The sequence below is a fragment of the Variovorax sp. 10N420 genome (genome assembly GCF_056394705.1).
On the sequence record NZ_JBFTIJ010000004.1, the window covers coordinates 202,938 to 221,618 of the forward strand.

Here is an 18,681-nt window from a genome sequence, read left to right on the forward strand (position 1 = left end):
GCACGAGAACGAAGAACAGAGGAAAGCACGATGGGAAAAATCACCGGCTTCATGGAGCATGAGCGTATCGAGGAGGGCTACAAGCCCGTCGACGAACGGGTCAAGCACTTCAAGGAATTCGTCATCGGACTGGACGACACGCAGGCCAAGGTGCAGGGCGCGCGTTGCATGGATTGCGGCACGCCGTTTTGCAACAGCGGCTGCCCGGTCAACAACATCATTCCGGACTTCAACGACCTGGTCTATCGCGCCGACTGGCAAAGCGCTTTCGTGGTGCTCGATTCGACCAACAATTTTCCGGAGTTCACCGGCCGCATCTGCCCCGCGCCCTGCGAGGCGGCTTGCGTGCTCAATGTGAACGACGATCCAGTGGGGATCAAGTCGATCGAGCACGCGATCATCGACAGGGCCTGGGATGAAGGCTGGGTCACTTCGCGCCCTGCCAAGCACAGGACCGGCAAGAAGGTCGCGGTCATCGGCTCCGGTCCGGCCGGCATGGCGGCGGCCCAGCAATTGGCGCGCGCCGGCCATGACGTGACCCTCTTCGAGAAGAACGACCGCATTGGCGGCCTGCTGCGCTACGGCATTCCCGACTTCAAGATGGAGAAGGTGCACATCGATCGCCGCGTCGATCAGATGAAGGGCGAGGGCGTGACCTTCCGTACCGGCGTGATGGTCGGTGCTGCCAAGGATCCGCTGGGCAAGGGCTCCAAGGTCACCAATTGGGCCAAGGAAACCGTCACGCCTGAGCAGCTCGACAAGGAATTCGACGCGGTACTGCTCACCGGCGGCGCGGAGCAGTCGCGTGACTTGCCCGTGCCCGGCCGTGATCTCGACGGAATCCATTTCGCGATGGAGTTTCTGCCGCAGCAGAACAAGGTCAATGCGGGCGACAAGGTCAAGGGCCAGCTTCGCGCCGACGGCAAGCACGTCATCGTGATCGGCGGCGGCGATACCGGCTCCGATTGCGTGGGCACCAGCAATCGCCATGGCGCAGTGAGCGTGACGCAGTTCGAACTCATGCCCCAGCCGCCGGAAGAGGAAAACCGTCCGCTCACCTGGCCCTACTGGCCGTACAAGCTGCGCACCAGTTCGAGCCACGAAGAGGGTTGCGAACGCGAATTCGCCATCTCGACCAAGGAGTTCATCGGCGAAAAAGGCAAGGTCACGGGCCTCAAGACCGTTCGCGTCGAGTGGAAGGACGGCAAGATGGTCGAGGTGCCCGGCAGCGAACAAGTGCTCAAGGCCGACCTCGTACTGCTCGCAATGGGCTTTGTGAGCCCCGTCGCCAATGTGCTGGATGCGTTCGGTGTCGAAAAGGACGCGCGCGGCAATGCAAAGGCCACGGTGGACTTCATCGGTGGCTACGCAACGAACGTACCCAAGGTGTTCGCCGCCGGTGATATTCGCCGCGGCCAGTCACTGGTGGTATGGGCCATCCGCGAAGGCCGCCAGGCAGCGCGCGCGGTGGATGAATTCCTGATGGGATTCAGCGACCTGCCACGCTGAAGCGGCGGCCGAAGCGAGGGAAGCAGCGGGCGGAAAAAGGGGCCCCGCTTTCGGATTTGTCTGGGCCGGCCGGCCGCTTGTGCTTCCCGTATCATTGCGCCGTACCGCGAGCCGGGATGCCTTAGGGTGCCCGGCTTTTTCATTGCCCATGGACACATCCCCTCCCACCTCAGTTGTCGAATTTCACAACGTCATCTTCGGATACGGCGCGCGTGCCATCCTCGACGGCGTTACGTTCTCCGTGCCGCGCGGCAAGGTAACTGCCCTCATGGGAGCGTCTGGCGGCGGAAAGACGACGGTCCTGCGGCTGATCGGTGGCCAGTTGCGCGCGCAGCGCGGTGAGGTCCTGGTGAACGGGCAGGATGTCGGCAAGCTCGATTCCGACGCCCTCTATGCCGCACGGCGCCGAATGGGCATGCTGTTCCAGTTCGGAGCGCTCTTCACCGACATGAGTGTGTTCGACAACGTCGCGTTTCCCCTTCGCGAACACACGGCGCTTTCTGAATCCCTCATTCGCGACATCGTGCTCATGAAGCTCGACGCGGTCGGCTTGCGCGGCGCGCGGCAGCTGATGCCCAGCGAAGTGTCGGGCGGCATGGCGCGGCGCGTGGCATTGGCCCGGGCCATTGCACTCGATCCCGATCTCGTGATGTACGACGAGCCCTTTGCGGGGCTCGATCCCATTTCGCTAGGCACGGCAGCGCGACTGATCCGGCAGCTCAACGACACGTTGGGTCTGACCAGCATCATCGTTTCGCACGATCTCGAAGAGACATTCCGCATTGCCGACCACGTGATCATCATTGCCAACGGCGGCATTGCGGCGCAGGGCCGCCCTGAAGAAGTCCGTCGCAGCAACGACCCGCTGGTTCATCAGTTCGTCAATGCGCTGCCCGAAGGACCGGTGCACTTCCACTATCCGGCCGTAGCGGTCGAGGACGACTTCGGCAACGCCCAGGGAGGGCGGGCATGAGTTGGTATCGGCCGGCGGACATTGGCTTCGCAGTGCGCAGCAAGCTCGCGGACCTGGGCCTTGGCGCCCGGCTATTCCTGAGATTGTTCATACGCGGAGCGGGCAGCTTGCGCCGCTTTGGACTGGTGCGCGACCAGATTCATTTCCTTGGCAACTATTCGCTTGCGATCATCGCGGTGTCCGGTCTGTTCGTCGGGTTCGTGCTCGGGCTGCAGGGCTACTACACATTGCAGCGCTACGGTTCCTCCGAGGCGCTGGGATTGCTCGTGGCACTCAGCCTCGTCCGTGAACTCGGCCCGGTTGTTGCGGCGCTGTTGTTCGCCGGGCGGGCGGGCACTTCCCTCACGGCGGAGATCGGCCTGATGAAGGCTGGCGAGCAGCTCAGTGCCATGGAAATGATGGCTGTGGATCCGGTGCAACGCATTCTTGCCCCGCGGTTCTGGGCCGGCGTCATCACGATGCCGCTGCTGGCTGCGGTGTTCAGCGCTGTGGGCGTGTTGGGTGGTTACGTCGTGGGCGTCCTGATGCTGGGCGTCGACCCTGGGGCATTCTGGGGGCAGATGCAGACTGGCGTGGATGTCTGGAAGGATGTTGGCAATGGTGTCGTCAAGAGCATCGTGTTCGGGCTGACGGTCACCTTCGTGGCACTGCTGCAAGGCTATGCGTCACAGCCAACCCCTGAAGGCGTCTCCCGCGCCACTACACGCACTGTGGTCGTCGCTTCGCTCGCCGTGCTGGGGCTCGACTTCCTGCTGACCGCCATGATGTTCAGCATCTAGAAAAAACGATCAGGAGAGTGCAAGACATGCAACGTTCAAACAAAGATATCTGGGTCGGCCTGTTCGTGCTGATTGGTGCCGCCGCGCTGCTTTTTCTCGCGCTCCAGTCGGCCAACCTGTTGAGCCTCAACTTCCAGAAGACCTATACAGTGACCGCGCGTTTCGACAACATCGGTGGTTTGAAGCCGCAGACGGCGGTCAAAAGCGCGGGCGTCGTTGTTGGGCGTGTCGAATCGATCACGTTTGACGACAAGAACTTCCAGGCCAGCGTCGCGATTGCGCTGCAAAGCCGATACAGTTTCCCGAAGGACAGTTCGCTCAAGATCCTGACCAGCGGCTTGCTGGGCGAGCAATACGTCGGAATCGAAGCTGGCGCCGATGAAAAGAACCTGCAGGCCGGCGACGTCATCACGTCGACGCAATCCGCAGTCGTGCTCGAGAATCTGATCGGTCAGTTTCTATACAGCAAGGCTGCAGAGGGCAGCACGCCGTCAGGCAATTCAAACAAGAAATGAACCCACGATCCCTTTTTGCCATGTCGAATGCGCTTGCTGCGTGCCTGCGAGGCTTGACCGTCGGCGCTCTTGTCGTGCTCGCTGGTTGCGCAACTGGCCCGAACGCCAATCCGGCTGACCCGCTCGAGCCGCTCAATCGCCAGGTCGCGCGCTTCAACGACACCGTGGACGACGCCGTGCTGCGCCCGGTCGCGACGGTCTATCGCCGATTCCTTCCCTCACCGGTTCGCACGGGCGTGAACAACTTCTTCGGCAATCTCTCGGACGTGTGGAGCTTTGCCAACAGCGTGGCGCAGCTCAAGCTGCAAGACAGTGCACAAACCTTCATGCGCGTGAACGTCAACACGTTCTTCGGGCTTGGCGGATTGCTCGACATCGCGACAGAGGCCGGAATCGATCGCCACACCGAGGACTTCGGCCAGACGCTGGGTCACTGGGGTGTGCCAAGCGGTCCTTACCTGGTGCTTCCGCTGCTCGGTCCATCGACGTTCCGGGATACCGCTGCGCTCGTGGTGGACGTGAACGGCGACCCCGTCAACTATGTGACCAATATTCCGCTGCGAAACTCCATGTATGCACTTCGCTTGGTGGACCTGCGCTCCAACCTTCTGCGCGCGGGGCAGCTTTTGCAGGATGCCGCGCTTGACAAGTATTCGTTCACCCGCGACGCCTTCTTGCAACGTCGCCGCAATGACATTAACGATGGCAAATTGTCCGACGACTGAAGCCGTTGGATGACTGCGGGGTTTGCAATCCGTTGCTGCGAGCCTCGTGAGGCCATGGAACCGTGGCACTTGGTGCGGCGTCCAACACCGCTCGACCGATCAAGACTTCGAACAAGGGATTAGACCGATGAATCAGATTTTTCAACGCCGATTTTTGGGGCGCCTTGCGCTCGCCGGCCTGCTCATGGTCGGCGCGGCCTTGACGTTGGTACAGCCTGCCCGCGCAGCCGACGAATCGCCCGACGCGCTCGTCAAGCGCATTTCTGCGGACGTGCTCGACACCATCAAGGCTGACAAGTCGATCAAGGCCGGCGACATCAACAAGATCATGGCGCTGGTGAACACCAAGATCATGCCCAACGTGAACTTCGAGCGCATGACTGCTTCCGCGGTCGGGCCTGCCTGGCGTCAGGCGACGCCCGACCAGAAGCAACGGCTGGAAGAGGAATTCAAGAAGCTGCTGGTGCGGACTTACGCGGGGGCGCTCGATCAAGTCAGTGATCAGACCGTGAGCGTGCGGCCTTTCAGAGGCTCGCCAGACGAGAAGGAAGTGCTGGTTCGCACTGAAATCCGCGGCGGCGGCGATCCCGTGCAGCTCGACTATCGGCTTGAGAAAACGCCCGGCGAAGCAGGCGGCTGGAAGATCTACAACATCAATGTGCTGGGCGTCTGGCTCGTCGACACCTACCGCACGCAGTTTTCGCAGCAGATCAACAGCAAGGGCATCGACGGCTTGATCGACGCGCTGGTTGCGCGGAACAAGAGCAATTCTGCCAACGGCAAGGGCTGATCGGCCATGCTGGTCCTGCCGCAGAAGCTGACCCACGACGAAGCGCCCGCTTGCGTTTACATGCTCCAGCGCGGTCTGGCCGGGCAGACGGACACCGCCACGGTGGTCGATGCCACTGCGTTGCAGCACTTCGATTCTTCAGCGCTCGCGGTGCTGCTCGAATGTCGGCGAGAGTCGAGCGCGCTAGGACGCGGCTTCGCCGTAAAGGGCCTGCCACCACGCCTGCGAGAGCTTGCTTCTTTGTACGGCGTTGCGGGACTTTTGCCTGCCGCGCCATAAAGAAGCGGCCAGACCTCTAAAATCGCGGGTTCCCATGCCCGCGATCTCCTTTCAATCGGTCTCAAAGACCTATCCTGCCTCACGCCAGCAACGGGCCCAGGGAACACCGGGTCTACGCGCCGTCGACAACGTGACCTTCCAGATCGAGGAAGGTGAATTCTTCGGCCTTCTCGGCCCGAACGGCGCAGGCAAAACCTCCCTCATCAGCATGCTCGCCGGACTTTCGCGTCCGACGGAAGGCGCAATCAGCGTGCACGGCTTCGACGTCCAGAAGCAGTACGCTGAAGCGCGCCGCCAACTTGGCGTGGTGCCGCAAGAGCTGGTTTTTGATCCGTTCTTCAACGTGCGCGAAGCTTTGCGCATCCAATCCGGCTACTTCGGCATCAAGAACAACGACGACTGGATCGACGAGCTCCTGCACAGCCTGGGGCTGGCCGACAAGGCCAATGCCAACATGCGTCAGCTCTCCGGCGGCATGAAGCGTCGCGTGCTGGTCGCCCAGGCGCTGGTGCACAAGCCGCCGGTAATCGTGCTCGACGAACCGACCGCAGGGGTCGACGTCGAATTGCGCCAGACCCTATGGCAGTTCATCGCCAAGCTCAACAAGCAAGGCAGCACGGTGCTGTTAACCACGCACTACCTGGAAGAAGCGGAGGCACTATGCCATCGCATTGCCATGTTGAAACTGGGTCGAGTGATCGCGCTGGACCGTACGAGCGAACTCCTCCGCTCCGCCGCGAGCAACGTTTTGCGCTTCAAGACCGACGGCATGCTGCCATGGTCCATTGCGCAGCACGCGCGCGTCACCGGACGCATCGTCCAACTGCCTGCCCAGAATGCTCGCGAAGTCGAGCAATTGCTTGCCGCAATCCGCGAAGCCGGCCTGGATGTCGAGGATGTCGAAATGCGCAAGGCTGACCTGGAAGACGTCTTTATCGACCTCATGGCCGGCGAGCAGACGCCCTTGGAGGTCGCAAGATGATGGTCAATGCGCTCGGGTGGCGCGCGCTGCTCTACAAGGAAACACTGCGCTTCTGGAAGGTAGGCTTCCAGACCGTCGGCGCCCCGGTGCTGACCGCAATGCTCTACCTGATGGTGTTCGGGCATGTGCTCGAAGACCACGTCAAGGTCTACGGGACTGTGAGCTATACGGCTTTTCTAGTACCGGGCCTCGTGATGATGAGCGTCTTGCAAAACGCTTTTGCCAATAGTTCGTCGTCCATCATCCAGAGCAAGATCATGGGCAGCCTGGTATTCGTGTTGCTCACGCCTTTGTCTCACTGGGGCTGGTTTTTTGCCTACGTCGGATCATCGATCGTACGCGGGCTGGCTGTCGGCTTGGGTGTGTTCGTCGTGACGGCGTTGTTCGCCGTGCCGGGGTTCGTCGCACCGTGGTGGATCGCCATTTTTGCCTTTCTGGGTGCTGCCATTCTGGGTACGTTGGGGCTGATTGCAGGTCTTTGGGCCGAGAAGTTCGATCAGATGGCCGTGTTCCAGAATTTCCTGATCATGCCCATGACCTTCCTGTCGGGCGTGTTCTATTCCATCGGCTCGCTGCCCCCTTTCTGGCAGACCGTCAGTCACCTGAACCCGTTTTTCTACATGATCGACGGCTTTCGCTATGGCTTCTTCGGTGTCAGCGACGTGTCGCCATGGCTGAGTTTCGCGATCGTCGGCACTGCGTGGTTGGTGGTCAGTGCGATCGCCGTTCACTTGCTGCGCATCGGCTACAAGATTCGCGGATAACCCTGATATGACTGCTGAAGAACTTCAATCGATCATCGCGGCAGGCATGGCCTGCGAGCACATCGCGCTCGAAGGAGATGGCAGGCACTGGTACGCGACGATCGTCTCCGCGGAGTTCGAGGGCAAGCGCGCCATCCAGCGTCATCAGCGTGTTTACGCCACCCTGGGTGCCAAAATGCATACCGACGAGGTGCATGCGCTCTCGATGAAAACGTATACGCCCGCCGAATGGGCGAGCCAGAACTCTTCGCCTTCTCGCTAGACCTCCGCTGGATTTCACATGGACAAACTTCTGATTCGCGGCGGGCGTACGCTTCGCGGCGAGGTACTCATTTCCGGCGCCAAGAACGCCGCCTTGCCCGAACTCTGCGCGGCACTGCTGACGGATCAACCGGTGACGCTGCACAACGTGCCTCGCCTCAAGGACGTGGCGACGATGCTCAAGCTGATTCACAACATGGGTGTCGCAGCCGAGCGGGATGACAACGGCACAGTCCGCATCAACGCGCGATCGCTCGAAGTCCCCGAAGCGCCGTACGAACTTGTCAAGACGATGCGCGCTTCGGTGCTTGCATTGGGGCCGCTTCTTGCGCGCTTCGGCAAGGCCAAGGTGTCGCTGCCGGGCGGCTGCGCCATCGGATCGCGCCCTGTCGACCAGCACATCAAGGGCATGCAGGCCATGGGCGCTGACATCGTGGTCGAGCACGGCTATATGGTCGCGAGCGTCGGTGGGGGCCGCAAGCGCCTGCATGGCGCGCGCATCACCACCGACATGGTCACCGTCACCGGTACCGAGAATTTCCTCATGGCAGCCGCGCTGGCAGAGGGCGAGACGGTGCTCGAGAACGCCGCCCAGGAACCCGAGATTGCCGACCTTGCCGAGATGCTGATCGCCATGGGCGCAAAGATCGAAGGGCACGGCACCAGCCGCATCCGCATTCAGGGCGTGGACAAGCTGCGCGGATGCACCCACCAGGTGGTGGCGGACCGGATCGAAACGGGCACCTTCCTGTGCGCCGTGGCGGCTACGGGCGGCGACGTGCTCCTCAAGCACGGTCGGGCCGACCATCTCGATGCCGTGATCGAAAAGCTTCGCGCCGCAGGGGCTGAAGTGACCGCCGTCGATGGTGGCATCCGCGTGCAAAGTCGCGGCCGCCTCAAGGCGCAGAGCTTCCGCACCACCGAATACCCCGGCTTTCCGACGGACATGCAGGCGCAGTTCATGGCGCTGAACGTAATCTCGGAGGGCACTTCGACGGTGACCGAGACGATTTTCGAGAACCGCTTCATGCACGTCGACGAGATGCTGCGCCTGGGCGCCCGCATCCAGACCGACGGCAAGGTGGCAGTGCTCGAGGGAGTACCGCAGCTGTCGGGTGCAACGGTGATGGCAACCGACTTGCGCGCGTCGGCCAGCCTTGTCATCGCAGGACTCGTGGCGGACGGCGAGACGCTGGTGGATCGCATCTACCACCTGGACCGCGGCTATGACCGAATGGAAACCAAGCTGCGCGGACTCGGTGCCGACATTGAACGCGTCGCCGGGCCTGCCGAGGTGCAGCCATGATCACGCTGGCGCTCTCGAAGGGACGAATCTTCGAGGAGACCATGCCTCTGCTTGCTGCTGCCGGCATCGAGGTGACGGAAGATCCCGAGAAGTCCCGCAAGCTGATTCTGGCTACGACTCGGCCGGAAGTGCGTGTGGTGCTGGTGCGGGCGTCCGATGTGCCGACCTACGTGCAGTACGGTGGCGCCGACCTCGGCGTTACCGGGCTCGACGTTCTGCTCGAGCACGGAAACCAGGGCTTGTATCAGCCGCTCGATCTGCGCATCGCGGCCTGCCGCCTCAGTGTCGCGGTTCGCGCCGACTACGATTACGCTTCGGCCGTGAAGCAGGGTTCGCGCATCAAGGTCGCGACCAAGTACGTCGGATTGGCGCGCGACTTCTTCGCGAGCAAGGGCGTGCACGTGGACCTGATCAAGCTGTACGGCAGCATGGAGCTCGCTCCGCTGACGGGTCTGGCGGACGCCATCGTCGATCTGGTGTCGACGGGCAACACCTTGAAAGCCAATCAACTGGTGGAAGTCGAACGCATCATGGACATCAGCGCACGGTTGGTCGTCAACCAGGCTGCGCTCAAGCTCAAGCGTGAAGCGATCCGTCGCATCGTCGATGCTTTCGAATCTGCCATACCTTCTTCGTGACAGTGCACCCGCCATGAACCTGAAAGCAGTCCCCGCCCGTCTGTCGACCGGTTCGGCCACCTTCGAGGCCGAATTCAAGGCACGCCTCCATTGGTCCGCGGAGGCAGATGCTGCAATCGAGCAGGTCGTGGCGGACATTCTTGCCGACGTGCAACGTCGTGGTGACGCGGCAGTGCTCGAATACACCCGTCGGTTCGACCGGCTCGACGTGGCCACCATGGACGCACTCGAACTCACGGCCGTCGAACTGCGCGAAGCTTTCGAGTCGCTTCCTCACGCCCAGCGAGAAGCGCTGGAAGCCGCTGCAAGCCGCGTGCGCAGCTATCACGAAGCGCAGAAGACGGCGAGCGGCGAAAGCTGGAGCTACCGCGACGCGGACGGGACGCTGCTGGGGCAGAAAGTCACGCCACTGGACCGCGTCGGCATCTACGTTCCTGGAGGCAAGGCCGCCTATCCGTCGAGCGTCCTGATGAACGCCATTCCTGCGCATGTTGCCGGTGTCGGCGAAATCATCATGGTCGTGCCGACGCCCGGCGGCGAAAAGAATCCGCTGGTGCTCGCCGCGGCGCACGTCGCCGGTGTGACGCGCGCCTTCACCATCGGTGGGGCGCAGGCGGTGGCGGCGCTGGCTTACGGCACTGGCTCGGTGTCCGCGGTGGACAAGATCACGGGTCCGGGCAATGCCTATGTGGCTGCCGCGAAGCGCCGCGTGTTCGGCACCGTCGGCATCGACATGATTGCGGGCCCCAGCGAAATCCTGGTGCTTGCCGACGGCACGACGCCGCCGGATTGGGTGGCAATGGACCTGTTCAGCCAGGCAGAGCACGACGAACTGGCGCAGAGCATTCTGCTGTGCCCTGATGCGGCCTACATTGAGCGCGTTCAGCAGGAAATCGATCGACTCCTGCCCTCCATGCCACGCGCGGCAATCATCGCGGCGTCCCTCAGCGGACGTGGCGCGCTGATCCACACGCGAAGCATGGAAGAGGCGTGCGAGATCAGCAACCGGATTGCGCCGGAGCATCTGGAGGTGAGCAGCCGTGAGCCGCATCGCTGGGAACCGCTGCTCAAGCATGCGGGTGCGATCTTTCTCGGTGCGTACACGAGCGAAAGCCTGGGCGACTACTGCGCGGGCCCGAACCACGTTCTGCCGACCAGCGGCACGGCGCGTTTCAGCTCTCCGCTGGGCGTGTACGACTTCCAGAAACGTTCGAGCCTCATCGAGGTCAGCGAAGCCGGCGCGCAGGTTCTGGGGCGCGTCGCCATGGTTCTGGCAGAGGGCGAGGGGCTGTCCGCGCACGCCGAGGCTGCACGCATGCGACTGCGCTGATGGTCTTTGGAAGGAATTCCTGAAGTGATGCAAAACCGACTGAACACGCTCCGCGCTGCGCTGGCGTTGGCAGTGTGGGTCTTCGCTGCAAGTGCGCAAGCCATGACCATCCGCGAGCTTCGCACCCTCGAAGCGAACGAGAAAGACGGCAAGCTCTACGCGAACTACTACCTCGTCGGGGTCATGGAGGGTCTGCGTGAAGCCAATGACGCGGATCAGCGGGAGCACCTCAAGCCGCGCTTCTGCGTCAACGGCCGCAAACTCGAGCCCGTCATGGCGCGCTCGCTCTACCAAACCGAACTGACCCGCAACGCCGACAACTACGAAGCGGACATGCCCGTGCAGCTGGTGCTTGCCGCTGCCTTGCGTAACAGCTATCGCTGCGCGCCTTGAATCGAATGACTTCCATGACCGCCATAAACCGCGCACTCGGCCGCATTCGTGCTGATGTGCAATCCATGCACGCCTATGCCGTCCAAGACGCGCGTGGCCTGCTGAAGCTCGATGCGATGGAAAACCCATACAGCCTGTCGCCAGAGTTGCAGACGGCTTTGGGACAGCGCCTCGGTGCCCTTGCATTGAATCGCTACCCGGGCGCTCGGGGCGCCGATTTGCAACGCGCACTGGCGAAATACGCCGCGATGCCGGAAGGTTTTGCCCTGATGCTCGGCAACGGCTCGGACGAGCTGATTTCGCTCCTTGCCATGGCCTGCGACTTGCCGGGAGCAACCATCGTGGCGCCCGTCCCGGGTTTCGTGATGTACGCGATGAGCGCCCAGTTGCAGGGACTGCGCTTCGTTGGCGTTCCGCTGACGGCCGATTTCGAGCTGGATGAACCAGCGATGCTCGCGGCCATCGAGCGCGAAAAGCCCGCCATCGTCTATCTGGCCTATCCGAACAACCCGACGGCCAATCTCTGGAACGACGCAGCGATCGAGAAGATCGTCGAAGCGCAAGGCGCGCAGGGTGGTCTGGTCGTCATCGACGAGGCTTACCAGCCCTTCGCCGGCAAGAGCTACATCGATCGCGTGAGCCGCCATGACCATGTGCTGCTGATGCGCACGCTCAGCAAGTTCGGCCTGGCCGGGGTTCGGCTGGGCTACATGATGGGGCCGGCAGCGCTGGTCGCCGAGATCGACAAGGTCCGGCCACCCTACAACATCAGCGTCCTGAACTGTGAGTGCGCGCTTTTCGCGCTGGAGCATGCGGACGTGTTCGCCAACCAGGCAGCGGACATTCGAACACAGCGAAACCGGATTTTCGAGGCTTTGGGCCGTCTGCCCCGCGTGAAGAGTTGGCCGAGCGAAGCCAACATGATCCTCGTCCGGGTGCCGGATGCCTCGAAGACCTTCGAGGGCATGAAGGCGGCCGGCGTACTGGTCAAGAACGTTTCTAAAATGCACCCATTGCTCGCGAATTGCCTGCGCCTGACCGTCGGAACCGCCGACGAGAATGCGCGGATGATCGCGGCGCTCGAAGCTTCACTATGAACACTCCAACGGCACCCGAAGCAGTCGTCGCAGCTGGCGCGCGCGTGGCGTCCGTCACGCGCAACACCGCCGAGACCAAGATCACGGTCCAGGTCAACCTCGACGGCACCGGCCGCTCGAAGCTCTCGACCGGGATCGGCTTTTTCGATCACATGCTCGATCAGATCGCGCGGCACGGCCTGATCGACCTCGACATCGACTGCAAGGGCGACCTGCACATCGACGGCCACCATACCGTGGAAGACGTCGGCATCACGCTGGGGCAGGCTGTTGCCAAGGCAGTGGGCGACAAGACGGGCATCCGGCGCTATGGGCATGCCTATGTACCGCTGGACGAGGCGCTCAGCCGCGTGGTGATCGACTTTTCGGGCCGCCCGGACCTGGTGATGGATGTCCCCTTCACCAGCGGGATGATCGGCACCTTCGACACCCAACTCACCTCCGAGTTTTTCCACGGCTTCGTCAATCACGCTTTCGTCACGCTGCACGTCGACAACTTGAAGGGTGTCAATGCGCATCACCAGTGCGAGACTGTCTTCAAGGCTTTTGCCCGGGCGCTGCGTGCGGCGCTGGAACTCGATCCGCGTTCCGCCGGGGTCATTCCTTCCACGAAGGGTTCGCTCTGACAAAGAACACTGTTGCCGTCGTCGACTACGGCATGGGCAATTTGCGGTCGGTGTCGCAGGCCGTCCAGCATGCGGCCGATCAGGTGGGGGTGGAAGTGTTCGTCACTTCAGACCCGGACGTCGTACGTAAGGCCACGCGGATCGTGCTGCCGGGGCAGGGCGCCATTCCCGACTGCATGCGCGAGTTGCGCGATTCGGGCTTGCTCGAGCCGGTTCTCGAAGCCGCGGCTTCCAAGCCGCTCTTTGGCGTGTGCGTGGGCATGCAGATGCTGTTGTCACACAGCGACGAAGGACCGACCGAAGGTCTCGGCTTGATCCCTGGCGACGTCCGCAAGTTCGACCTGGCCGGCCGCGTGCAGCCGGACGGCAGCCGCTACAAGGTCCCGCAAATGGGATGGAACCAGGTGGTGCAGGCGCGCAAGCATGCAATGTGGGCCGGCGTGCCCGACCAAAGCTACTTCTATTTCGTGCATAGCTTCTACGTGAAGCCTGCCGATGCCGCCCACAGTGTGGGCGAGGCAGACTACGGCGGCCGCTTTACCGCCGCCGTCGCACGCGATAATATTTTTGCCACCCAGTTCCACCCGGAGAAGAGTGCGAACGACGGGCTTCAGCTCTACCGAAATTTCCTCCACTGGAATCCTTGACGCAGTGAACGCACCGAATACCCGGCTCCGGTCTGCGCCCGCAGGCCCTGCCGGAATCTGAGTACGATCCCGCTTCCTGCCGCCCACTTTCATCCGTCCGCTTCGATTTCCCGCGATTCCTCTTCCATCGCTCGTTCCAAGCAATTTCGCACCATGCTCCTCATTCCTGCGATCGACCTCAAAGACGGCCACTGCGTTCGCCTCAAGCAGGGCGATATGGATCAGTCCACCACTTTCAGCGAAGACCCAGCCGCAATGGCGCGCAAATGGCTGGAAGCCGGCGCGAGGCGGCTTCACCTGGTCGACCTGAACGGCGCCTTTGCCGGAAAGCCGCAGAACCACGCCGCCATCAAGTCGATCCTCAGGGAAGTCGGCGATGACATCCCCGTGCAACTCGGCGGCGGCATCCGCGACCTGGACACGATCGAGCGCTACATCGACGATGGCCTGCGCTATGTGATCATCGGAACCGCGGCGGTGAAGAATCCCGGTTTCCTGAAAGACGCATGCAGTGCCTTTGGTGGCCACATCATCGTCGGGCTTGACGCCAAGGACGGCAAGGTGGCGACCGATGGCTGGAGCAAGCTCACAGGCCATGAAGTCGCCGACTTGGGCAAGAAGTTCGAGGACTACGGCGTGGAATCGATCATCTACACCGACATCGGCCGCGACGGAATGCTGTCGGGCATCAACATCGACGCCACCGTGCGCCTGGCGCAGGCGCTCACGATCCCCGTCATAGCCTCTGGCGGGCTGTCGAACATGGCGGACATCGACAAGCTCTGCGCTGTCGAACCCGATGGTGTCGAGGGCGTCATCTGCGGTCGAGCGATCTACTCCGGCGACCTGGACTTTGCCGCCGCGCAGGCCCGCGCGGACGAACTCGCCGAACAATAGGCTCGCCCCCAGGTTGACTCACTTCGTGTGGTCGCCCACCCCCTGCCGGGGGCAGCGCCAGCGGCCCGGCGAAGCCGGTTCCGCGGCGCTTCGCGCACTGAAACCTACTCCGCCTTGATTGCCATCATCTGGATGATTGTTTCCAGCTGGGGGCTCATCGGAAGATTCAGGCTCGTGCCAGACGGCAGTTTGCGCAGGAACCAGCGCTTGTACTGGCGCTCGATCTCGCCATCCTCCGCGAGGTCGTGAAAGGTGTCATTGACAACGGCAGCCATCTGAGGGTCGTTCTTGCGATACATCACCCCGTACGGGTCATACGACAGAAACTCGCCGACAACCTGGTAGTCGCTCGGGGCGTTCGCACTTCCGCGGTCTTGGGCGATCAGGCCGTACAGCAGCACATCGTCGGTCGCGAATGCCTCCGCCTTGCCCGACTTCACCAGCGCAAATGATTCGGCATGGTCGTGCGACACCACGAGATTCAGGTTGAGCTTGAAGCGTTCCGAGATGTCGCGCATGGTTTTTTCGTTGGTCGTTCCGCGCGTTACGGCGACCGACTTCCCGGCCAGGTCCCGGAACGATTGGATCGGCGAATCCTTTCGGACCAGCAGCTTGGTGCCCGAGACGAAGATCGTGGGCGAAAAGCTCACGCGCTTCTGCCTCTCGAGATTGCTCGTGGTGGAGCCGCACTCGAGATCCACCTGGCCGCTGACGACGGCATCGATGCGCGATTCGGACGTCACTGGAACCCACCGGGTCGCGAGCGTCTTGTGGACCGAGTCGCTCATCGCTTCGACCAGCGCCTTGCAAAGTTCGATCGAATAGCCGATCGGCTCATTGCGTGACGATAGGTAGGAAAACGGAATCGAAGACTCGCGATAGCCGATGGTGACGGCTCCGGCATCGCGCACCTTGGCCAGCGTCCCGGCCAGCGCGGCGGGCGTGGCGGGCGCTGGGTCGGACTGTGCCCACGCCCGCGTCGACGGCGTTGAAAGGGCCGCAAAGCCGCAAATCAGACCGGCTGCGCCCGACAGTATTCGCGTTCGCAAGAGCGCCATGGCCGTTCGTCCTCAGGCATGGGCCGGATGGGCGATGGTGGCGGCGAGCTCGGCGTCCAGTGATCGGGCGTTCGCCTCGGCCTCGCTTTGGGTCATCAGTTCGCCTTCCCATTTCGCGACGACCGCGGTGGCGATGGAGTTGCCGACGGCGTTGGTCGCCGAGCGGCCCATGTCCAGGAAGGTGTCCACACCCAGTATCAGCAGCAGCCCCGCCTCCGGAATGTTGAATTGGTTGAGGGTGGCGGCGATCACCACCAGCGATGCGCGCGGCACGCCAGCCATCCCCTTCGAAGTCAGCATCAGGATCAACAGCATGGTGATCTGCGTGCCGATGGGCAAGTTGATGTCATAGGCCTGCGCAATGAAGAGCACCGCGAAGGTGCAATACATCATCGAGCCGTCAAGATTGAAGGAGTAGCCCATCGGCATGACGAAGCTGGAGATCTTGCGCTTCACGCCGAACCGGTCGAGAGCGATCAGGATCTTCGGGTAGGCCGCCTCGGAACTGGCCGTTGCGAACGACAGCAGGAACGGTTCGCGGATGTAGCTCAGCAGTTTCAAGATTCGCGGCCCCAGGAAGATGAAGCCTGCAAGAGCCAGCAAGCCCCACAGCATGAACAGGCTGATGTAGAAGCCGCCCATGAAGACGGCGAACTTCAGCAGGATGTCCAGCCCGTTAACGGCAACGGTGGCTGCCATCGCTGCCAACACCGCCAGGGGCGCGAGCTTCATCACGTACCCGGTGATCTTGAGCATCGCGTGCGAGAGTTCCTCGATGGCACTGACCAGCGTCTTGGCCTTCTCGCCGAGCGAGGCCAGCGCCACGCCGAAGAACATCGAGAAGACGACGATCTGCAGGATCTCGTTGTTGGCCATCGATTCGACAAAGGAGCGCGGCACCATGTGGCTGACGAAGTCCTTGAGGGTGAACTTCGAGGTGGCCAGGTTGGCGGACGAGCCAATGTCCGGCAGCGGCAGACCCAGGTTGTGGCCCGGCTGCAGGATGTTGGCCATGACCAGCCCCAGGATCAGCGATACCAGCGAAGCAGTGACGAACCATGCCAGCGCCTTGCCGAATACGCGCCCGACCGCGGCCGCGTCGCCCATGTGCGCGATGCCCACCACCAGCGTGGAGAACACCAGCGGACCGATCAGCATTTTGATCAGCCGCAAGAACACGTCTGACATGATCGATATGTAGCCGGCGATCTCCGTTGCGGTCTTCTTGTCCGGAAAGTTCACGAAGACCATGTAGCCCACGATGATCCCAATCACCATCGCGATCAGGATCCAAACGGCTGGGGGCAGTTTCCTTCTCATGGGTGCTCTCCTTGCGAATACGTGCGGGAGGATCTTCTATGGCCGACATCCCGCCGTCGCGAGCGCCCGCTGACGCGATTTCAAGCGAAATCTGTGTTGGCCGCAATCCCGACACAGGCGAAACCTAGAATCGGGCCATGTCTGTCCAAACGTCAGCTTTTCGCGGCCAACCGGTGGTGCGCCTTGCGCTTCCCGCCGGCGACAGTTGCATGGTCGCCCTCCACGGTGCGCACGTGCTGTCCTGGATGACCGCTGATGGCGTGGAGCGCCTATACCTGAGCCCCGATGCCCGTTTCGACGGCCACAGCGCCATTCGGGGGGGCGTGCCGATCTGCTGGCCGCAGTTCAACATGCGTGGGTCGCTGCCCAAGCACGGGTTCGTGCGCAATGTGCCGTGGCAGCCTGAATCGCAGGAAACCAATGGCAAGCGCAGCACGGCCGTCCTCTTGTTGCAGGCTGACGAGGCAACACGCGCCATCTGGCCACATGCGTTTCGCCTGCGCCTGACAGTGACTCTTGCGCCGCATTCGCTGCGCGTTGCGCTCACGGTCGACAATCCCGGGAGCGGCCCTTGGTCCTTTGCGGCTGCGCTGCACACCTATTTGCGTGTCGACGACGTGACTTCGCTTCGGCTCGAAGGCCTGCAAGGCGCCAATCGCTGGGATGCCGTGCGTGACGATCGCCACGTCGAACTGGCGCCCGCGCTCAGCTTCGGCTCTGAATTCGACAGCGTTTATGCATCCCCCGCGCGTCCGCTGCGGCTGATCCAGCCTTCAGGCACGCTCGAGATATCGCACAGTGCGAGCTGCACCGAGACGGTGGTCTGGAACCCCGGCCCCATCTTGAGCACCAAGCTCGACGACCTGCCCGATGATGGATGGCGCCACATGCTTTGCGTCGAGGCGGCGCGAATCGACGAGCCTGTCCTTCTGGTGCCGGGTGCGCAGTGGCAAGGCTGGCAGCAACTCACTATTTCCTGAATTCCTGACCCTCGAATCCATGCTTGCCAAACGCATCATTCCCTGCCTTGACGTGACCGGCGGCCGCGTCGTCAAGGGCGTCAACTTCGTCGAATTGCGCGACGCCGGCGACCCGGTCGAAATCGCCGCGCGCTACAACGCACAGGGCGCGGACGAGCTCACGTTCCTCGACATCACCGCCACGAGCGACGAGCGGGACCTCATCCTCCCCATCATCGAAGCCGTGGCTTCGCAGGTGTTCATTCCCCTGACAGTCGGCGGCGGCGTGCGCACCGTGGCGGATGTGCGCCGTTTGCTCAATGCCGGCGCGGACAAGACCAGCTTCAACTCGGCAGCCATCGCGAATCCGCAGGTCATCGAAGACGCGTCCCAGAAATACGGCGCCCAGTGCATCGTGGTGGCAATCGACGCCAAGCGCCGCACGGTGGAGGACGCTGCAACCCGTGGACCGGGTTGGGACGTCTACAGCCACGGCGGCCGCAAGAACACCGGTCTCGACGCAGTCCTATGGGCGGTCGAGATGGCGCGGCGCGGCGCCGGAGAGATTCTCCTGACCAGCATGGACCGTGACGGCACCAAGAGCGGCTTCGACCTCGAACTCACGCGCGCCGTCAGTGACGCCGTGAGCGTGCCCGTGATCGCTTCGGGCGGGGTCGGCAGCCTCGAACACCTAGCTGACGGCATACAGACGGGCGGCGCCGATGCAGTCCTTGCCGCAAGCATCTTTCACTACGGCGAATTCACCGTGGGCCAAGCGAAGGCGCAGATGGCGGCGCGGGGCATTCCCGTGCGGTTTTGATGACCGACAATTC

General features: G+C 62.5%; 22 protein-coding genes. 20 read left to right on the top strand and 2 right to left on the bottom strand.

Annotated elements, in window-relative coordinates; all coding sequences use genetic code 11:
- Nucleotides 1-30: 30 nt before the first annotated feature.
- The 18 genes from AC1DEK_RS12025 to hisA all read left to right on the top strand — a co-directional run bounded on the left by AC1DEK_RS12025 (nt 31) and on the right by hisA (nt 14,511).
- Nucleotides 31-1,509, top strand: coding sequence for a glutamate synthase subunit beta (locus AC1DEK_RS12025; protein WP_478125464.1), 1,479 nt, complete (start codon nt 31-33; stop codon nt 1,507-1,509).
- A 148-nt stretch (nt 1,510-1,657) separates the two neighbouring features.
- The gene (locus tag AC1DEK_RS12030) at nt 1,658-2,482 is read left to right on the top strand and encodes an ABC transporter ATP-binding protein (RefSeq protein ID WP_478125465.1); all 825 of its coding nucleotides are present in this window, start codon (nt 1,658-1,660) and stop codon (nt 2,480-2,482) included.
- On the top strand, nt 2,479-3,261 hold the full coding sequence (gene mlaE, locus AC1DEK_RS12035) for a lipid asymmetry maintenance ABC transporter permease subunit MlaE (protein ID WP_478125466.1): 783 nt from the start codon (nt 2,479-2,481) through the stop codon (nt 3,259-3,261). Before AC1DEK_RS12030 ends, mlaE begins: the two co-directional genes overlap by 4 nt.
- A 26-nt stretch (nt 3,262-3,287) precedes the next feature.
- Nucleotides 3,288-3,776, top strand: a complete 489-nt coding sequence (gene mlaD / locus AC1DEK_RS12040; RefSeq protein ID WP_478125467.1) for an outer membrane lipid asymmetry maintenance protein MlaD — start codon at nt 3,288-3,290, stop codon at nt 3,774-3,776.
- Between the two features lie 20 nt (nt 3,777-3,796).
- On the top strand, nt 3,797-4,501 hold the full coding sequence (locus tag AC1DEK_RS12045) for an MlaA family lipoprotein (protein ID WP_478125833.1): 705 nt from the start codon (nt 3,797-3,799) through the stop codon (nt 4,499-4,501).
- Nucleotides 4,502-4,628: 127 nt separating this feature from the next.
- Nucleotides 4,629-5,291 carry an MlaC/ttg2D family ABC transporter substrate-binding protein gene (locus AC1DEK_RS12050; RefSeq protein ID WP_478125468.1) on the top strand — a complete coding sequence of 221 codons (663 nt, stop codon included), beginning with the start codon at nt 4,629-4,631 and terminating at the stop codon, nt 5,289-5,291.
- A 6-nt stretch (nt 5,292-5,297) separates the two neighbouring features.
- Nucleotides 5,298-5,570, top strand: coding sequence for an STAS domain-containing protein (locus tag AC1DEK_RS12055; protein WP_478125469.1), 273 nt, complete (start codon nt 5,298-5,300; stop codon nt 5,568-5,570).
- A 34-nt stretch (nt 5,571-5,604) separates the two neighbouring features.
- Nucleotides 5,605-6,552 carry an ABC transporter ATP-binding protein gene (locus AC1DEK_RS12060; protein ID WP_478125470.1) on the top strand — a complete coding sequence of 316 codons (948 nt, stop codon included), beginning with the start codon at nt 5,605-5,607 and terminating at the stop codon, nt 6,550-6,552.
- Complete coding sequence (locus tag AC1DEK_RS12065) at nt 6,552-7,316, top strand: ABC transporter permease (RefSeq protein WP_478125834.1); 765 nt, start codon at nt 6,552-6,554, stop codon at nt 7,314-7,316. The genes AC1DEK_RS12060 and AC1DEK_RS12065 overlap by 1 nt, the downstream gene beginning before the upstream one ends.
- 7 nt (nt 7,317-7,323) lie before the next feature.
- A complete protein-coding gene (locus AC1DEK_RS12070; protein WP_478125471.1) occupies nt 7,324-7,578 on the top strand; it encodes a BolA family protein in 255 nt (84 codons plus the stop codon).
- 18 nt (nt 7,579-7,596) lie between these two features.
- Nucleotides 7,597-8,883, top strand: a complete 1,287-nt coding sequence (murA, locus tag AC1DEK_RS12075) for a UDP-N-acetylglucosamine 1-carboxyvinyltransferase (RefSeq protein ID WP_478125472.1) — start codon at nt 7,597-7,599, stop codon at nt 8,881-8,883.
- Complete coding sequence (gene hisG, locus AC1DEK_RS12080) at nt 8,880-9,521, top strand: ATP phosphoribosyltransferase (protein ID WP_478125473.1); 642 nt, start codon at nt 8,880-8,882, stop codon at nt 9,519-9,521. Before murA ends, hisG begins: the two co-directional genes overlap by 4 nt.
- A 13-nt stretch (nt 9,522-9,534) precedes the next feature.
- Entirely contained in the window at nt 9,535-10,851 is a 1,317-nt protein-coding gene (gene hisD, locus AC1DEK_RS12085) for a histidinol dehydrogenase (RefSeq protein ID WP_478125474.1), read from the top strand.
- A gap of 27 nt (nt 10,852-10,878) precedes the next feature.
- Nucleotides 10,879-11,244, top strand: a complete 366-nt coding sequence (locus AC1DEK_RS12090; RefSeq protein WP_478125475.1) for a hypothetical protein — start codon at nt 10,879-10,881, stop codon at nt 11,242-11,244.
- 5 nt (nt 11,245-11,249) lie between these two features.
- Nucleotides 11,250-12,341 carry a histidinol-phosphate transaminase gene (hisC, locus tag AC1DEK_RS12095; RefSeq protein ID WP_478125476.1) on the top strand — a complete coding sequence of 364 codons (1,092 nt, stop codon included), beginning with the start codon at nt 11,250-11,252 and terminating at the stop codon, nt 12,339-12,341.
- Nucleotides 12,338-12,967, top strand: a complete 630-nt coding sequence (gene hisB, locus AC1DEK_RS12100) for an imidazoleglycerol-phosphate dehydratase HisB (RefSeq protein ID WP_478125477.1) — start codon at nt 12,338-12,340, stop codon at nt 12,965-12,967. The genes hisC and hisB overlap by 4 nt, the downstream gene beginning before the upstream one ends.
- A complete protein-coding gene (hisH, locus tag AC1DEK_RS12105) occupies nt 12,964-13,614 on the top strand; it encodes an imidazole glycerol phosphate synthase subunit HisH (RefSeq protein ID WP_478125835.1) in 651 nt (216 codons plus the stop codon). Before hisB ends, hisH begins: the two co-directional genes overlap by 4 nt.
- Before the next feature lie 153 nt (nt 13,615-13,767).
- Nucleotides 13,768-14,511 (top strand): 1-(5-phosphoribosyl)-5-[(5-phosphoribosylamino)methylideneamino]imidazole-4-carboxamide isomerase, encoded by a 744-nt coding sequence (gene hisA / locus AC1DEK_RS12110; RefSeq protein WP_478125478.1) that lies wholly within the window; start codon nt 13,768-13,770, stop codon nt 14,509-14,511.
- A gap of 104 nt (nt 14,512-14,615) precedes the next feature.
- Here hisA and AC1DEK_RS12115 read toward each other — a convergent pair whose 3' ends face one another.
- Together AC1DEK_RS12115 and AC1DEK_RS12120 are read right to left on the bottom strand one after the other, a co-directional pair.
- Entirely contained in the window at nt 14,616-15,569 is a 954-nt protein-coding gene (locus AC1DEK_RS12115) for an amino acid ABC transporter substrate-binding protein (RefSeq protein ID WP_478125479.1), read from the bottom strand.
- 12 nt (nt 15,570-15,581) lie between these two features.
- Nucleotides 15,582-16,889, bottom strand: coding sequence for a dicarboxylate/amino acid:cation symporter (locus AC1DEK_RS12120; protein ID WP_478125480.1), 1,308 nt, complete (start codon nt 16,887-16,889; stop codon nt 15,582-15,584).
- A gap of 137 nt (nt 16,890-17,026) precedes the next feature.
- Between AC1DEK_RS12120 and AC1DEK_RS12125 the strand changes: the two genes are divergently transcribed.
- Together AC1DEK_RS12125 and hisF are read left to right on the top strand one after the other, a co-directional pair.
- Complete coding sequence (locus AC1DEK_RS12125) at nt 17,027-17,869, top strand: D-hexose-6-phosphate mutarotase (RefSeq protein WP_478125481.1); 843 nt, start codon at nt 17,027-17,029, stop codon at nt 17,867-17,869.
- A 19-nt stretch (nt 17,870-17,888) separates the two neighbouring features.
- Nucleotides 17,889-18,668 carry an imidazole glycerol phosphate synthase subunit HisF gene (gene hisF / locus AC1DEK_RS12130; RefSeq protein ID WP_478125482.1) on the top strand — a complete coding sequence of 260 codons (780 nt, stop codon included), beginning with the start codon at nt 17,889-17,891 and terminating at the stop codon, nt 18,666-18,668.
- Nucleotides 18,669-18,681: the final 13 nt, after the last annotated feature.

Coding starts and splice junctions, on each gene's coding strand:
- AC1DEK_RS12115 (WP_478125479.1), bottom strand. CDS start 15,569: ATGGCGCTCTTGCGAACGCGAATACTGTCGGGCGCAGCCGGTCTGATT.
- AC1DEK_RS12120 (WP_478125480.1), bottom strand. CDS start 16,889: ATGAGAAGGAAACTGCCCCCAGCCGTTTGGATCCTGATCGCGATGGTG.
- hisD (WP_478125474.1), top strand. CDS start 9,535: ATGAACCTGAAAGCAGTCCCCGCCCGTCTGTCGACCGGTTCGGCCACC.
- AC1DEK_RS12025 (WP_478125464.1), top strand. CDS start 31: ATGGGAAAAATCACCGGCTTCATGGAGCATGAGCGTATCGAGGAGGGC.
- hisG (WP_478125473.1), top strand. CDS start 8,880: ATGATCACGCTGGCGCTCTCGAAGGGACGAATCTTCGAGGAGACCATG.
- mlaD (WP_478125467.1), top strand. CDS start 3,288: ATGCAACGTTCAAACAAAGATATCTGGGTCGGCCTGTTCGTGCTGATT.
- AC1DEK_RS12050 (WP_478125468.1), top strand. CDS start 4,629: ATGAATCAGATTTTTCAACGCCGATTTTTGGGGCGCCTTGCGCTCGCC.
- AC1DEK_RS12090 (WP_478125475.1), top strand. CDS start 10,879: ATGCAAAACCGACTGAACACGCTCCGCGCTGCGCTGGCGTTGGCAGTG.
- AC1DEK_RS12030 (WP_478125465.1), top strand. CDS start 1,658: ATGGACACATCCCCTCCCACCTCAGTTGTCGAATTTCACAACGTCATC.
- mlaE (WP_478125466.1), top strand. CDS start 2,479: ATGAGTTGGTATCGGCCGGCGGACATTGGCTTCGCAGTGCGCAGCAAG.
- hisB (WP_478125477.1), top strand. CDS start 12,338: ATGAACACTCCAACGGCACCCGAAGCAGTCGTCGCAGCTGGCGCGCGC.
- AC1DEK_RS12125 (WP_478125481.1), top strand. CDS start 17,027: ATGTCTGTCCAAACGTCAGCTTTTCGCGGCCAACCGGTGGTGCGCCTT.
- hisC (WP_478125476.1), top strand. CDS start 11,250: ATGACTTCCATGACCGCCATAAACCGCGCACTCGGCCGCATTCGTGCT.
- hisF (WP_478125482.1), top strand. CDS start 17,889: ATGCTTGCCAAACGCATCATTCCCTGCCTTGACGTGACCGGCGGCCGC.
- AC1DEK_RS12070 (WP_478125471.1), top strand. CDS start 7,324: ATGACTGCTGAAGAACTTCAATCGATCATCGCGGCAGGCATGGCCTGC.
- AC1DEK_RS12055 (WP_478125469.1), top strand. CDS start 5,298: ATGCTGGTCCTGCCGCAGAAGCTGACCCACGACGAAGCGCCCGCTTGC.
- hisA (WP_478125478.1), top strand. CDS start 13,768: ATGCTCCTCATTCCTGCGATCGACCTCAAAGACGGCCACTGCGTTCGC.
- AC1DEK_RS12065 (WP_478125834.1), top strand. CDS start 6,552: ATGGTCAATGCGCTCGGGTGGCGCGCGCTGCTCTACAAGGAAACACTG.
- AC1DEK_RS12045 (WP_478125833.1), top strand. CDS start 3,797: ATGTCGAATGCGCTTGCTGCGTGCCTGCGAGGCTTGACCGTCGGCGCT.
- AC1DEK_RS12060 (WP_478125470.1), top strand. CDS start 5,605: ATGCCCGCGATCTCCTTTCAATCGGTCTCAAAGACCTATCCTGCCTCA.
- murA (WP_478125472.1), top strand. CDS start 7,597: ATGGACAAACTTCTGATTCGCGGCGGGCGTACGCTTCGCGGCGAGGTA.